Source organism: Cupriavidus sp. USMAA2-4, assembly GCF_001854305.1.
In the GTDB taxonomy this organism is placed as follows: Bacteria; Pseudomonadota; Gammaproteobacteria; order Burkholderiales; family Burkholderiaceae; genus Cupriavidus; species Cupriavidus malaysiensis.
In genome coordinates, this window is the sequence record NZ_CP017748.1 from 1569668 (window position 1) to 1584054 (window position 14387).

A 14387-nucleotide genomic window follows, 5' to 3' on the forward strand; every position below is an offset into this window, starting at 1 on the left:
GGTTGGCGGCTGGTGGTTGGCGGCTAAAGCAGCGAGAACGGCCGCATCAGCACCATCACCTGCGAGCGGGTACTGGCGTTCAGCGCCCGCAGGATGGCCGTGACGTGCCCCTTGCCCGTGTCCTCTTTCAGCCCGAGCTGCCGCGCGATGCCCCGGTTGCCTGCGCCGTCGAGCAGCAGCCGCAACACATCGGCCTGGCGTGCCGTCAGGCCGAGCTGGGCCGGGGAGATCGCCTCCCCGCGCGCAGGCTCCCGCCGCGCCAGGTGGGTCGGCGGCGTGTGGCAGCCGGGCAGGCAGGCCTGCCGGATCAGCTGCCGGCGGTTGTCCACGCCCAGCCTGCCGAAGATCGCCGAGACGTGCTCCTTCACGGTGTATTCCTGCAAGACCAGCCGCTGGGCGATCCGTTTATCCGGCTGGCCGTCGAGCAGCATGGCGTAGACCTCGGCCTGCCGCGGGGTCAGGATGGTGACCTGCTCGCCTTGCCCTGCCTCGGCAGGCAGGCCCGCATGCCCGCCCACCGGGTGCAAGGAGGCCGAGGAGGCCGAGGAGGCCGAGGAGGCCGAGGAAGCCGAAAGCGGCGAAAAGGGTGAAAAAACGACGTCGAACCGCACTACGACACCGCCCGACCTGGAAATATTATTGTTAGAAATACGATACATGTAACCCCCAAGCACTCTCATTCTACACAATAGACTCCCGGTATATGAGACATGGGGATGGCGGTCAGGGCTGGGGCGAAGGTTGCCCCGCACCGCCGGCGGCCTTGTGGGAATACTTGTGGGAATACTTGTGGGAATCGGCCTGCCCGCACGCAAAGGCATGGACATGCGCGGCGCCGGGAGCCATCGGCAAGCACCGCCGGCAGCGCGCGGCGGGCCTTGGCCGCCCCTGGCGGGAAGCGGCACAGCGGGGGTTCAGCCCCGCTCGGTGAAAGGATGGGCGGCGCCCCCGCCGGCGGCTGGTGTGGCGGCTGGTGTGGCGGCTGGTGTGGCGGCTGGTGTGGCGGCTGGTGTGGCGGCGGCCGTCGCCGGCCGCACCGTATTGCGCCCGCCGGCCTTGGCTTCGTACAGGCGATGATCGGCGGCGAGCAGCAGTTCCTGCCGGCTGCGATAGCGCTGTGTATCGCCATCGAAGGAGGCGACCCCGATGCTGACGCTCAGCCTGTCCTCGCCTGCGCCCAGCGCAGCCGGATCGATGGCCTGCACGGCGGCGCGGATCCGCTCGGCAACGCGGATGGCATCGTCCAGGCCGGTGCCGGGCAACAGCACGCAGAACTCTTCGCCGCCGTAGCGGCCGACGAAGTCTCCCGGCCTGCGCGCGCTGGCGGCGATGCATTGTGCGATGGCCCGCAGCGCGGCATCGCCCGCCGCATGGCCGAAGCGGTCGTTGAACGACTTGAAGCGGTCCGCATCCACCATCAGCAAGGACAAGCGCTGCCGCTGCCGCCTGGCGGCGCGCCAGGCAGTGTCCAGCGTCTCGTCCAGCAGGCGGCGCGTGCCGACCCCGGTCAGGCCGTCGGTGCTGGCTAGCCGGTGCAGCTGCGCTTCCATCGCCAGGCGCTGGCGGAGCTGGCTCGCGAAGAGGACGGAGACAGCGATGAAGAAGGCATCGAGCAAGGCCACCACCATGCCGATGGCCCAGGCACGGCGCCGCCATTCGGCATAGATGTCCTGCGTCGACAGCCCCACCACGATGATCAGCGGCGGGGTGCCGATGTGGCGGAAGCTGTAGAGCCGGCGCTCGCCGTCCAGCGCCGCGGTGCCGATGAAGCTGCCGCTGCTGGCCAGCAGCAGCGGCTTGAAGGAAGCCGCCGCGGCGATGCTGCGCCCGATCTCCGACACGCTGTAGGGCCGGCGCATCAGCACCGTGCCGTCGCTGCGCAGCAGGGTCAGGGAACCGTGGTCGCCGAGCGTCATGCCATCGAACAGGCGGTGGAAATAGTTCAGGCGAAGCGTGCCCACCACGGCCCCGGCAAAATCCCCGTGCGGGCCGGCCAGCCGCCGGCTCAGCGCGATCGCCTGGTCTGCTGCCTGCGCGCCCGGCACGAAGGGACGGCTGATGAAGAGTCCTGCCCCGGCGGCGCGCTGGTGGACGGTGAAGTAGTCCTCCTCGGCGAGATTGCGCCGCCTGGGAGGATAGCCTGCGGAGTCGAACACGACCTCGCCTGTCCGGTCGGCCACCAGCAGCGTCCCCATGTCGCGCGCGTGGGTGGAACGGTCGAACAAGACGCGCTGCCGGATCCCCGCCGGCAGGCGCAGGGTGGCCGGGTCGCTGACGCCGTCCACCACGGCGTCGATGGAGAGCTCGTAGACCTCGAGGTTGCGTTCGATATCCCGCTGCAGGATCAGCGCCAGGTTCTCGGCGCCGTCGCGCGCACGCCCCAGCGCGTCCATGCGCATCTCGTAGAGCACCATGGCGGCGATGCCGGCGAGCGCCAGCGCGCCGGCCACCGCGCCGACGATGAACAGGGTCGGCCGGCTGAAGAAGATGCCGGAGATCCGCTTCAACGGCATCGGCTGCCCTCGGCCGGGACGCACGCCGGCGGCGGTCGCGCAGGGCCCCGCCGGCCGGCCCTGTTTCGGCCGGCTCGCATGGCGCGCCCGCTTTCCTGCCGCACCGCCCGCCGCACTGGCTGCGCCCCGATTACAGGTGCAGCGCCGCGAGCACCGCCAGGATCCCGCCGACCGTCGCCACGCCATAGGAGACGGCCTGCAGCCAGCGCCGCCGCGACAGCAGCGTGATGGCGGCCAGCGCGATCGACACCTGGATGGCGACGACCGCCTGCGCCCAGCGGTGGTGATGGTGCACCGCGGCCTCGCTGGCCTCGTCCGCCTGCCGGGCGGCCTGCTCCTGGGCGTCGGCCTTCTGCCGGATCACCTCCTTCTCGGCGGCGTAGCGCTGCGCCTCGCGCCTGGCCGCCGCCTGGTCGACACCCGGCAACTGCGCCGTCAGTTCGGCGATGGCCTGCTTCTGCCCCTTGGCCTGGTAGTAAGCCCATTGATTGGCCGCCTCGGTCTTGTGGATGGCGGCCTCGTTCTTCAACAGCAGCGCCTCGTTCTGCGTGGCGCCGCCCTGGTAGCCGAACACCGCGCCTGCCGTCGACAAGATCGCCGTCATGACCGCGATGCGGCCGGCGAAGCGGTCCGCATGGCCCGCCTCCGCAGCGTGCTCCAGGGCGTGGTCGTGCGCGCCATGCACGTGAAAACCTTCCGACATGCTTTCCTCGTTCCCTTGCCTTACTGTTTTCCTGCCCGGCGCATGCTCACACCCCTTCGGCCGGCGTCAACGATGCCGCATCCGCGCCACCCTGGCCGCCACGGCGGCGGTTGACCCAGGCGAACACCACCGGCAGCACCAGCAGCGTCAGCAGCGTGGTGGTCACCATGCCGCCCACGATCACCAGCGCCAGCGGCCGCTGCGCCTCCGAGCCGATGCCGTGCGACAGCGCCGCCGGCAGCAGGCCCAGGCCGGCCAGCATGGCCGTCATCACCACCGGGCGCAGCCGCAGCGAGGCGCCCTCCACCACCGCTTCATGCAGGTCGTCCGCGCCGGACTGCGACAGGCGGTTGATGTAGGAGATCAGGATCACCCCGTCCTGGATGGCGATGCCGAACAGCGACAGGAAGCCGATGCCCGCGGAGATGCTCAGCGTCTCGCCGGCGATATGCAGCGACAGCAGGCCGCCGATGGCCGCGAACGGCACGTTCAGCACCACCATCAGTGCGTCCTTAAAGTTGCCGAAGGTGCTGTACAGCAGCAGGAAGATCACCAGGATGGTGAGCGGCACGATCACCGCCAGCTTCTTCTGCGCCACCTTCATCTGGTTGAACTGGCCGTCCCAGAACATGGTGTAGCCGGCCGGCAGCGCGACCGCCTGCTTGACCTTCTCCTGCGCCTCCGTCACGGCGCTGCCGAGGTCGCGCCCGCGCACGCCGAACTTGATGGCGATGTAGCGCTTGCCGGATTCGCGGTAGATGAAGAAGGGACCGTCGGTGACTTCGACCTTGGCCACCATCGACAGCGGAATGCGCTGCCCGTCGGGCGTGTCCACCAGCAGGCGGTTGATCACGTCGGCGTTGTTGCGCGCGCTGTCGTTCAGGCGCACGGTCAGGCCGAAGGTCTTCTCGCCGTCGAGGATCTGCGTGACCGGGTCGCCGCCGATGGCGTACTGCACCAGGGTCTGGATGTCGTTGACGCTGAGGCCGAAGCGGGCGGTCTTCTCGCGGTCCACCGAGATGTTCAGCGTGGGCTGGCCCAGCTCCTTGAAGATACCCACGTCGGCCAGGCCCGGCACGCGCTTGAGGATGGACTCCACTTCCTTGGCCTTGTCCTGCAGGGCGAGCAGGTCGGGGCCGAAGATCTTGACCGAGTTCTCGCCCTTGACCCCGGACAGCGCCTCGTTGACGTTGTCCTGGATGTACTGCGAGAAGTTGTACTCGATGCCCGGCACGCGGTTCAGCCGCTTGGTCAGGCGATCGACCACCTGCTGCTTGGTCGTGCCCTTGGGCCAGTCTTCGCGCGGCTTGAAGTACAGCGCGTATTCCTGGTTGAACACGCCGGTGGAATCGGTGCCGTCGTCGGGGCGGCCGATCTGCAGCGAGACCGCGCGCACCTCGGGCTGCTCGCGGAAGTAGGCGCGCAGCTCGCGGCCGATCGAGGCCGAATAGTCCAGGTCGACGGTATTGGGCAGCGTCACGCGCAGCCACAGGTTGTTCTCTTCCAGCGTGGGCAGGAACTCGGTACCCAGGTAGCGCGAGCTGTACAGGGTGGCGCCCAGGCCGAGCGCGGCGGCCAGGAAGACCATGCCGGGGCGCTTGAGCAGGCCGCGCAGCAGCGGCTTGTAGCCGTTGAGGATGATCTCGATGAAGCGCGGCGAGTGCGGCCGCAGCGAACCGCTGAAGACGAAGGAGGTCACCGCCGGCACGAAGGTCAGCGCCAGCACGATCGAAGCCAGCAGCGCGAAGCCCATGGTGAAGGCCATTGGCTTGAAGATGATGCCCTCCACCCCGCCCATGAAGAACAGCGGCGAGTAGGCCACGATGATGATGCCGGTGGAGAAGATCATGGCCCGCTGCACTTCGCTGGTGGCCTTGACGATGGCTTCCTCGGTGTTCGACTGGCCTTCCTCCAGGTGGCGCATGATGTTTTCCATCACGATCACCGCCGCGTCCACGATCAGGCCGAAGTCGATGGCGCCCAGCGAGATCAGGTTGGCCGGCACCTTGAAGTGGTCCATGTTGATGAAGGACACGCACAGCGCCAGCGGAATCACCGCCGCCACCACCGCGGCCGCGCGGAAGCTGCCGAGGAAGACGAACAGCACGATCAGCACCAGCGAGATGCCGACGAACAGCGCATGCTCCACCGTGCCCATGGTGAGATCCAGCAGGTTCTGCCGGTCATAGAAGGGCTTGATCTGGATATGCTTGGGCAGCGTGTTCTCGTTCAGGTCCGCGATCTTGTCGCGCACCCGGGCCAGCACTTCGGAGGCGTTGTCGTCGCGCTTGAGCAGCACGATGCCCTCGACCACATCGTCCTGGCGATCGAACTGCACCATGCCCAGGCGCTGCGCATGGCCCTCGCGCACCTCGGCGATGTCACGCACGCGCACCGGCACGCCGTTGGTCGTCGCCACGGTGACGTTGCGGATATCGTCCAGCGTCTGCAGCAGGCCCACGCCGCGCACCACGAACTGCTGCTCGCCGGCCTTCATCAGCCCGCCGCCGGTGTTGGCGTTGGCATTGGTCACCGCGTCGATGACCTGCTTGAGCGTGAGGCCGTAGGCCTGCATCTTCTCCGGCGTCGGCACGATCTGGTACTGCTTGACCATGCCGCCGAAGGCGGACACGTCCGCCACGCCGGGGATGTGCTTGATTTCCTTGTAGACGGTGTAGTCCTGGACGGTCTTGAGCGTGGTCAGGTCCACGCCGTCGCCCTCCAGGCGGAAGCGCATGATCTCGCCGGTGGCATCGCTGTCGGGCGACAGCGCGGCCTGCACGCCTTGCGGCAGGTTGGCCTGCGACAGGTAGGTGACGAAGTTCTGGCGCGCCTTGAAGTTGTCGACGCCTTCCTTGAACTTCACCGTCACCACCGACAGCCCGAACAGCGACACCGAGCGGAAGGACTGCACGTCCGGCACGCTGGCCAGCGCGTTCTCCACCGGGATGGTGATCTGCTGCTCCACCTCCACCGTGCTGCGGCCCGGCCATTGCGTGATGGCCTGCACCGTCACCGGCGCCACGCCGGGATAGGCCTGCAGCGGCAGGCGCAGGAAACTCAGGACCCCGGCCACCAGCAGGGCGACGGCCAGGAAGACGATCATCAGGCGGCGCTTGAGGATGGCGCGGATCGGGGTGAACGCCATCTCAGGACTCCTGCTTGAGCAGCATCTCGTTGAGCAGCATGCCCCCTTGCGTGAACACCTTGAGCGGCTGCGCCAGCGGCACGCCGTCGGTCACGGCGAACATGCCGTCGCCGTGCGGCATGCCCTGCACCACCTGCCGGCGCACGTGCTGCGCGTCCGGCTGCGTCAGCAGCACCAGCTTGCCCTGGTCCTTGACGATGGCCGACTGCGGCACCATCAGCGCCTGCCGGCTGCCGGTCACGATGCGCGCGGTGGCGTACATCTCCGGCTTGAGCAGCCCGTCCGGGTTGGGCACGTCGCAGCGCACCTGCAGCGTGTGCGTGTCGGCATCGACGTTCGGCGCGATGAAGCTCACCCGGCCGGTGTAGCGCCGCCCCGGGTAGGCCGCCGTCTCGATCTCGATGGCCTGGCCCAGCTTGACGTTGCGGATATCGTGCTCGTACAGGTTGCCGGTGAACCAGACCGAGCTGGTGTCGATCACGCTCATCAGCGCGTCGCCCACGTTCAGGTAGGAACCCTGGTCCATCTCGCGCTTGACGATGGTGCCGCTGATCGGCGCCCGGATCGTCAGCGTCTCGCTGACCGTGCCGCGCTCGCGGATGCGCGCGATGTCCTCGCTGCTCGCGCCCAGCACGCGCAGCTTGTTCTCGGCCGACTGCATGGTCTGGCGCGCATCGTCCAGCAGCTCCTTCAGGTCGCTGCTCGACAAGGTGTGGTAGGCATTGTGCGACAGCAGGAACTCGTTCTGCGCCGCGATGTACTCGGGCGAGTACAGCTCGGCCAGCGGCTGGCCGGCGCGCACCTTGGCGCCCTCGTACACCAGGATGCGTTCCACCCGGCCCGCCACCCGCGCCGAGGCCAGCTTGGCCTGCTGCACGTTGTAGGCCAGCCGGCCCGGCGTCGGCATGTCCACCCGCACCGGCTGCGCGCTGAAGGTCGCGCTCTGCACGATCTTCGGGTCGAAGCCGCCTTCGGGCAGCGCCAGCGTGGTGGGGATGGCGCGCACGCGCGGCTGCGCGGCCTGTCCGGCCGCCGCGTCGGCCAGCGCCGTCGGCTTGCCGGCAGCGCCCGGCACCTGTCCGGCATTGCGCTGCGCCCAGAAATTGCCGCCCACGGCGCCGCATGCCAGCGCCACCACCAGGCCGGCGCCCATCATCAGGTTCTTGTTCATCCGCTCAGATCCCGCTAATCCTGCATTCCATCAAAGAGATTCCCGGCCCACCGCCGCCGCCAGCGTGTAGTACGCCTGGCGCGCGTCCGCCTCCGCCTGCGCCACCGCCAGCTCCGCGTTCTTCAAGGCGGTGCTGGCCGTCAGCAGGTCGGTGAAAGCGGCGTTGTTGTTGGCGTAGTTGGTGAAGGCCATCTTGTAGGCGGCCATCGCCTCGGGAAGCTGCCGGCGGCGCAGGAACTCCATCTGGTTGACGGCCTGGCGCAGGGTGTTGTGCGCGGTGTTCACGCCCAGCAGGGTCTGCTGGCGCACGGATTGTTCGTTGGCATCGGAGGCCACCTTGTTGGCCACCGCCTCATCCACCCCGTAGCGTTCCTTGGTGAAGAAGAACAGGGGAATGATGATGTCGAATTCGATGCCGTAGCTGGCCGGCCGGAAGCCCAGCGGCGGATTGTTGCCGTTGAAGGTGCCGATCACCTGGAAGTCCGGCAGGTAGGCCTTGCGCGCCAGCCGCACGCCCTTCTCGGCGGCCTCCACCAGGTAGCGCGAGGCGCGCACGCCCGGGTGCTCGCGCAGCGCCATCTCCTCCAGCTCCGGCAGCGGCGCGGCCGGCAGCCGCGTCGCGCTGCTGTCCTGGCGCAGTTCCAGCGGGAAGGCCGGCGCCTTGCCGATCAGCGTGTTGATCGACTTCAGGCCGTTCTCGTACTGCCGCTCCAGCGTGAAGGCATCGTTCTGCGCGCTGCTCTGCGCCACCTGCGCGTTCAGGTAGTCGACGTAGCCGGCGGCGTTGTTGGCATAGCGGATGCGCGCCACCTGCTTGACCTGTTCGAGCCGCTTCAGGTTGAGCTGCAGCACCTCGAGCTGGGCCTTCTGCGACAGCGACTGGAAGTAGGTGGTGCTGAGCTGGGCGTAGAGCTGCAGGAACAGCGCATCGCGCTGCGCGTCCAGCGATTCGGCCTGGGTGTCGGCGATCTCCGCCGCCAGCGCCTTCTTGCCGGGGAAGGGGAAGGACTGCGTCAGCGTGTAGCTGAACTGCTCGGCACGGGCAAAGGCCAGCGGGCTGTTCTTGGGCAGGTTGTTCCAGATGAAGCCGACCTGCGGGTTGTTGGGCGCGGCGATCTGCGGCACCTGGGCCTTGGCGGCCTGGTACAGCGCGCGCGCCTGGATCAGCTGCGGGTTGTTGGCGCGCAGTTCCTGCGTCAGTTCCCACAGCGAGAAGCCGGGGCCGATCACGCCCTTGGCCACGCTGCCGTCGGCGCCAGCCGGCGCACCGGCGGCGCTTGCCGGAGCGGCTGCCGCCGCCGAAGCCGGCGCGGCGCTGTCGCCGCTGCGGCCCCAGCCGCCGGCTTCGCGCACGCGTTTCCCCGCGCGCATGGCGGCGCCCGGGTCGGTATCCCCATTCAGCTCCACAGCAAAAACCGGCTGGCCGAACTGGGCCAGCAATGCCAGCATCCCCGTCGCGAGGCCGGCAGACGTCATCCGCTTCAACACGCGTATCCCTTCTTATTGACTTGTCGCGCGCATTTATCGCAAGCAAGGCTTTCAAATGCATTTCAGAAACGGCCGGCTCGCCACATCGACACACTAGGACTTACCCTGTCAACCGCAAGGCCGCCTCATGCGTGCCGAAGGCAGGCGCCAGCACAGGTCAGCATCGTGTCAGCGCGCCGGCCCGGCAGCGGCCCGCTGGCAACGCACCGGACCCCGGCCAGCCGATCCGGATGCCCATGCGCGCCGGCCGGGCGAGGCGTGGCCGCTGGGCGGGCCCTGCCGGAACCCGTCGACCCGACCCACAGCCCCCCCCTGCGGCGTACAGCTGCGCCGCCATCTCCGCAGAATTCCCCCCTCCCGAATGGCAGACGCCCCGGCGCTGATCCGCCTGGCATGGTCGAATCGCGCCGACTGAGCGCCCTATAGTCGACTTTTCCAGCCTTCTTATCGATTTTTCAGATAGAAGATAGAAACTTTATTCGTTTGTCTCCTTAGACATAAAACAAATAACGTCATGCAAAATTCGAACATAAGCCGACGACCATGCATAACAAGCTTCTCAGCGGTAAAGCCCCCGGCCTGGCCCTGGTGATCGCCATCGCCGTTCCTGCCATGTTCCTGGGCCATCTCTTCCCCTTGCTGGGCGGGGCGGTGATCGCCATGCTGCTGGGCCTGGGCTGCCGCAGCGTCTACCAGCCGGGCGCGGCGCTGCAGCCTGGCCTGCAGTTCGCTTCCAAGCAGGTGCTGCAGTATTCGATCGTGGGGCTGGGCTTCAGCCTGCCGATCCATGAGGTGGTGCGCACCGGGCTGACCTCCCTGCCCGTCTCCCTGATCACGCTGGCCGTGGCCTTCGCGGTGGCGCTGGCGGTGGGCAAGCTGCTGCACATCCCCGAGAAGCTGAAGATCCTGATCGGCGCCGGCACCGCCATCTGCGGCGGCTCGGCGATCGCGGCCATCACGCCGGTGCTGCGTCCCGACGACCATGACACCGCCTACGCGCTGTCGACCATCTTCCTGTTCAATATCGTCGCGGTGATGATCTTCCCGGCGCTGGGCCGGCACTTCGGCATGTCCGACACCGGCTTCGGCCTGTGGGCGGGCACCGCCATCAACGACACCTCATCGGTGGTGGCGGCGGCCTACGCCTGGAACAACTTCGCCGGCGAGTACGCCACCATCGTCAAGCTGACCCGCGCCATGATGATCGTGCCCGTCACGCTGGTCCTGGGCCTGCTCTTCAGCCGCGGGCGGGGCGCCGCCGCCGTGCCGCTGCACAAGAACGTACCCTGGTTCATCGTGCTGTTCGTGCTGGCCTCGGTGGTCAATGAATGGCTGCCGCCCGCCCTGACCGCGGCGATCCGCCAGCTCGCGCCGTTCATGATCGTGCTGGCCCTGGCCGGCATCGGCCTGAGCACCGACGTGCAGCGCCTGCGCCGCGCGGGCTGGAAGCCCCTGCTGCTGGGCCTGGTGGTGTGGTGCAGCGTGGCGGTGAGCAGCCTGCTGGTGCAGCACCTGACGGGGATGATCTGAGCCGGCGGCTTCAGCTCACTGCCGACGCCGCCTCGCCCGCGGCGCTGGCACTGCCGCCACCCCCGCCGCGCAGCCGTTCGCGCTGCGTCTCCTCCAGCCACAGATGCCGGCTCGGGCGCAGCAGGTCGCGCAGGGACACGATGCCGGCCAGCCGCATCGACCGCGCATCGTCCACCACCGCCAGCCGGCCCACGCCCAGGGCCGCCATGCGCCCCGCCGCCGCGCGCGCCGTCTCTTCCGGCAGCAGCACGGCCGGCGCGGCCGCGCCGGCGAACAGCGCGGCGCAGGGCGTACCCTCCTGCTCGCGCCCGCGCAGCAGGGCGCGGTCCAGCAGGCCCAGCACGCGGCCGTCCTGCACCACCGGGTAGCCGCGATGCGCGGCGTGCTCGCCGAAGTAGGCCTGCGCGGCCTGGGCCAGGGTCAGGCCCCCGTCGATCCAGATCACCTCGCGCGTCATCAGGTCCGCCACATGCTGGCGCGCGAGCGGGTCGACGCTGTATTCGCGGTAGATGTGCAGGCCGCGCCGGGCGATCTTCTCGGTCATGATGGAGCGCTTCATCAGCAGCGCCGTCAGGCCATAGGCCACTGCCGTGGTGAGCAGCAGCGGCAGCAGCGCCTCGCTGTCGTGCGTGAGGCCGAAGGCGAACACGATGGCGGTGAGCGGCGCGCCCAGCACGCTGCCCAGCACCCCCGCCATGCACACCAGCGCCCATAGCTGCGGCGAGCCGCCCGGCAGCCAGGGCGACAGCACCGTGCCGAGGCCGGCGCCGAGCATCAGCAGCGGCGCCAGCACGCCGCCGGAGGTACCCGAGCCGAGCGCGATCACCCAGATCACTGCCTTGACCGCGAGCAGCGCCAGTGCGGCCTCCAGCAGCAGGCGATGGTTGAGCAGGTCGCCGATGACGTCATAGCCCACGCCCAGCGCGCGCGGCGCGAAGTAGCCTCCGATGCCGACCGCCAGGCCGCCCAGGGCGGGCCACCACATCCAGTGCAGGCGCAGCTTGCCGAAGGCATCTTCCACCTTGTACAGCCCCAGCGTGAGCGCCGCACCGAGCACGCCGCTCAGCAGGCCGGCCACCACGCAGGAGGCCAGCGCCAGCGTGGATGCCGGCGCCGTCTGCAGCGGGAACAGCGGCCCCGCCTCGAACAGCCAGGGCCGCAGGAAGCCGGCCACGCCGCAGGCGAGCGCCACCGGCAGCAGGCTGCGCGGGCGCAGTTCGAACAGCAGCAGTTCCACGCCCAGCAGCACCGCCGCCACCGGCGTGCCGAAGATGGCGGTCATGCCGGCACAGGCGCCGGCCACCAGCAGCGTCTTGCGCTCGGCGGCTGTCAGGTGCAGGTACTGGGCCAGCAGCGAGGCGATCGAGCCGCCGGTCATGATGATCGGCCCTTCGGCGCCGAAGGGGCCGCCGCTGCCGATCACGATGCCCGACGCCAGCGGCTTGAGCACCGCCACGCGCGGCGACATCTTGCTCTTGCCGAACAGCACCGCCTCGATGGCCTCCGGGATGCCATGGCCGCGGATCCTGTCGCTGCCGTAGCGCGCCATCAGGCCGACGATGAGGCCGCCCAGCACCGGCACGGCAATCACCCAGGCGCCCGGCGCGTGGCCCGCGGGCGAACGCTCGGCCAGCGACAGCGACTGGAAGAAGAACAGGTTGGTGAAGAAGCGGATCAGCTTGAGCAGCACGTCCGCCGCCAGCGTGCTGACGGCGCCGATGCCCAGCGCCACGCCGGCCAGCAGCAGCATGCGGCGGTCGACGTGGTAGTCGCGCCTGGAGATCGGTGGCGCGGCAGGCGGGTGGTAAGACGGCGGGGAGGATGGCACGGGGGGCGGCAGGGAGGACATGGCTAGGTGCGGACGGCTGGAGAGGGCGGGAGTCGTGCAGGGCGCCGGCTGGCGCGGCACGGCGCCCGCCCTGGGGACCGAGGCGCGGCGCATCGGCCGGAAGCGTCGAAATATATCATGTCATGATATATCTGCGCAGACCGCGGCGACATGCCGGGGCCGCCCGCCGAGGTGTCGGCGCCATGCCACAGCGGCGGCAAATGTAAGCATTTGTAATGTCCGCGATAGTATGATGGCGCACATTGCCCGCATTGATATCGCTTCTGACACATTTGGCACTCCGGCCCGAGCCAGGCCGCCGGCGCCATGGCGGGAGCCGCAACAAGACACAAGAAGAAGCACGTGCCCAGTTCGCACCACTCCCACGCCGCGCCGGCCGCCGCCGGCGCCCTGCCGGAAGCCGGCGACCAGGACCGGACCGCTCCGCACAAACCCGCCACGCGCTTCGCCTTCTCGCTGCCGGTGGCGCTGGTGATCTCCTTCCTGATGCTGTGGGGCATTCCCAAGGTGGTGCCGTCCAGCGACGCCATCACCCATGTCACCGCGCGCCTGCAGAGCGCGCTGGTCGGCGCCTTCTATCCCGCTACCCACCGCGACGACGTCACCGTGCTGCTGATCGACGACGCCTCGCTGACCGAACTGGGCCAGGGCTGGCCGGTGCCCTACCGCACCCATGCACGCTGGCTGTCGGTGCTGGGGCAGGTCTACAAGCCGCGCGCGATCTTCCTCGACATCACCTTCACCCAGGCGCGCGACGATGCCACCCTGCCCGCGCTGGTGCAGTCACTGTGCCGGTTGCGCGACCGCGGCGTGCCGGTGTTCCTGGCCGCGCTGCCCGGCCCCGACGGCAAGCTGGCCCTGCGGCCGGGGCTGGAAACGCCGCCCGGCGAGGCGCCCTGCTTCCAGCTGGTGGGCGTGGACTACGAGGCGGACCGCATCGACCGCCTGGTGTGGAGCTATCCGCTGTGGCGCGAGGCGGAAGGACATGAAGGCGGCCACGCGGGTAGCGAGGCCGGCCACGGCGCCGGCCAGCCCGCGCGCAGCGCGGCATTGGCGATGGCCGAGGATGCCGGCGGCCTGCGGCTGGCGCGCGAGGAGGAGCCGATGGCCCTGGTCTGGGGCGTGCGCAACGGCGACCTGCCGCGCTACGCCGAGTGGTGCCGCCCTTCCTCCGGCCTGGCCGAGGTCCTGCCGGCGCCGCTGCGCGCGCTCTGGCAAGGCAAGGAAGCCTACCAGCCGATCTGCCCCTACAGCCGCGCGCTGGCCATGCGCCAGCTCAAGCCGTCGAGCGAGGCCGACGAGCGCACGCTGCGCGAGCGCCTGGACGGCCGCTTCGTGCTGATCGGCACTTCCATGGCCGGCTCCAACGACCTGGTGGCCTCGCCGGTGCACGGCCCCATCCCGGGCGTGTTCCTGCATGCGATGGCGCTCGACAACCTGCTGACCTACGGCACCCGCTACAAGCGCGCGCTGGAATGGGAACTGCTGCCGCCCTGGCGCCTGGCCTTGCTGGGCACGGCGGTGGTGATCCTGGCGCACTGGCTGCTGCACCGGCGCTACCTGCTGTCCGCCGGCCACGGCGGCAACGACGCCCCGGCGCGGCGCCACGCCTGGCTGGGCCGGCGCTGGTGGCGCGCGGCGCGTGCCTGGCTGGCGCGCCGCCGCCATGCGCTCGAAGCGATCGCGCGCGGCCATGCCCGCTGGACGCCGCAGCACCTGCTGGCCGAGGCGCTGCTGGCCGCCGGCCGCCTGACCGACTTCCTGGCGCGCCAGCTCGGCCGCATCGTTTTTTCCACCGCGGTGATCCTGCTGGTGATCCTGCTGGCGCAAGGCGTGCTCGACATCGGCACCCTGCCGGTGGTCGACCTCGCCGCCATGGCGCTGGCCGCCGAATGGCTGGGCTGGACCCGCAAGATCACCGATGTCGCCCTGGGCGAAGACCCGGACGAGCCGCCGCTTCCTGAATCGCACCACTCGGAGTAGAA

9 protein-coding genes are annotated in these 14387 nt (G+C 69.4%); 2 read left to right on the forward strand and 7 right to left on the reverse strand.

Translation table 11 applies throughout. The features are described from left to right. Window positions 1-23: 23 nt before the first annotated feature. The 6 genes from BKK79_RS42290 to BKK79_RS06925 form a co-directional block, all read right to left on the reverse strand. The gene (locus tag BKK79_RS42290) at window positions 24-611 is read right to left on the reverse strand and encodes a helix-turn-helix domain-containing protein (protein ID WP_232346281.1); all 588 of its coding nucleotides are present in this window, start codon (window positions 609-611) and stop codon (window positions 24-26) included. Between the two features lie 303 nt (window positions 612-914). After that, window positions 915-2513 carry a sensor domain-containing diguanylate cyclase gene (locus tag BKK79_RS06905; RefSeq protein WP_084084565.1) on the reverse strand — a complete coding sequence of 533 codons (1599 nt, stop codon included), beginning with the start codon at window positions 2511-2513 and terminating at the stop codon, window positions 915-917. Window positions 2514-2643: 130 nt separating this feature from the next. Further along, window positions 2644-3216 (reverse strand): DUF4337 domain-containing protein, encoded by a 573-nt coding sequence (locus tag BKK79_RS06910; protein WP_071037426.1) that lies wholly within the window; start codon window positions 3214-3216, stop codon window positions 2644-2646. Between the two features lie 46 nt (window positions 3217-3262). Beyond that, window positions 3263-6364 (reverse strand): efflux RND transporter permease subunit, encoded by a 3102-nt coding sequence (locus BKK79_RS06915; protein ID WP_071037427.1) that lies wholly within the window; start codon window positions 6362-6364, stop codon window positions 3263-3265. Window position 6365: 1 nt separating this feature from the next. Beyond that, window positions 6366-7535 carry an efflux RND transporter periplasmic adaptor subunit gene (locus tag BKK79_RS06920; RefSeq protein WP_071037428.1) on the reverse strand — a complete coding sequence of 390 codons (1170 nt, stop codon included), beginning with the start codon at window positions 7533-7535 and terminating at the stop codon, window positions 6366-6368. Window positions 7536-7565: 30 nt separating this feature from the next. After that, complete coding sequence (locus tag BKK79_RS06925; RefSeq protein ID WP_232346282.1) at window positions 7566-8984, reverse strand: TolC family protein; 1419 nt, start codon at window positions 8982-8984, stop codon at window positions 7566-7568. Between the two features lie 582 nt (window positions 8985-9566). Here BKK79_RS06925 and BKK79_RS06930 point away from each other — a divergent pair. Further along, window positions 9567-10553 carry a YeiH family protein gene (locus BKK79_RS06930; protein ID WP_071037429.1) on the forward strand — a complete coding sequence of 329 codons (987 nt, stop codon included), beginning with the start codon at window positions 9567-9569 and terminating at the stop codon, window positions 10551-10553. A 10-nt stretch (window positions 10554-10563) separates the two neighbouring features. On the opposite strand, the gene BKK79_RS06935 is transcribed toward BKK79_RS06930, so the two are convergent. Then, window positions 10564-12303, reverse strand: a complete 1740-nt coding sequence (locus BKK79_RS06935; protein WP_232346298.1) for a chloride channel protein — start codon at window positions 12301-12303, stop codon at window positions 10564-10566. Window positions 12304-12744: 441 nt separating this feature from the next. On the opposite strand from BKK79_RS06935, the gene BKK79_RS06940 reads away from it, so the two are divergent. Continuing rightward, on the forward strand, window positions 12745-14385 hold the full coding sequence (locus BKK79_RS06940) for a CHASE2 domain-containing protein (protein ID WP_071037430.1): 1641 nt from the start codon (window positions 12745-12747) through the stop codon (window positions 14383-14385). The last annotated feature ends 2 nt before the right edge of the window (window positions 14386-14387 follow it).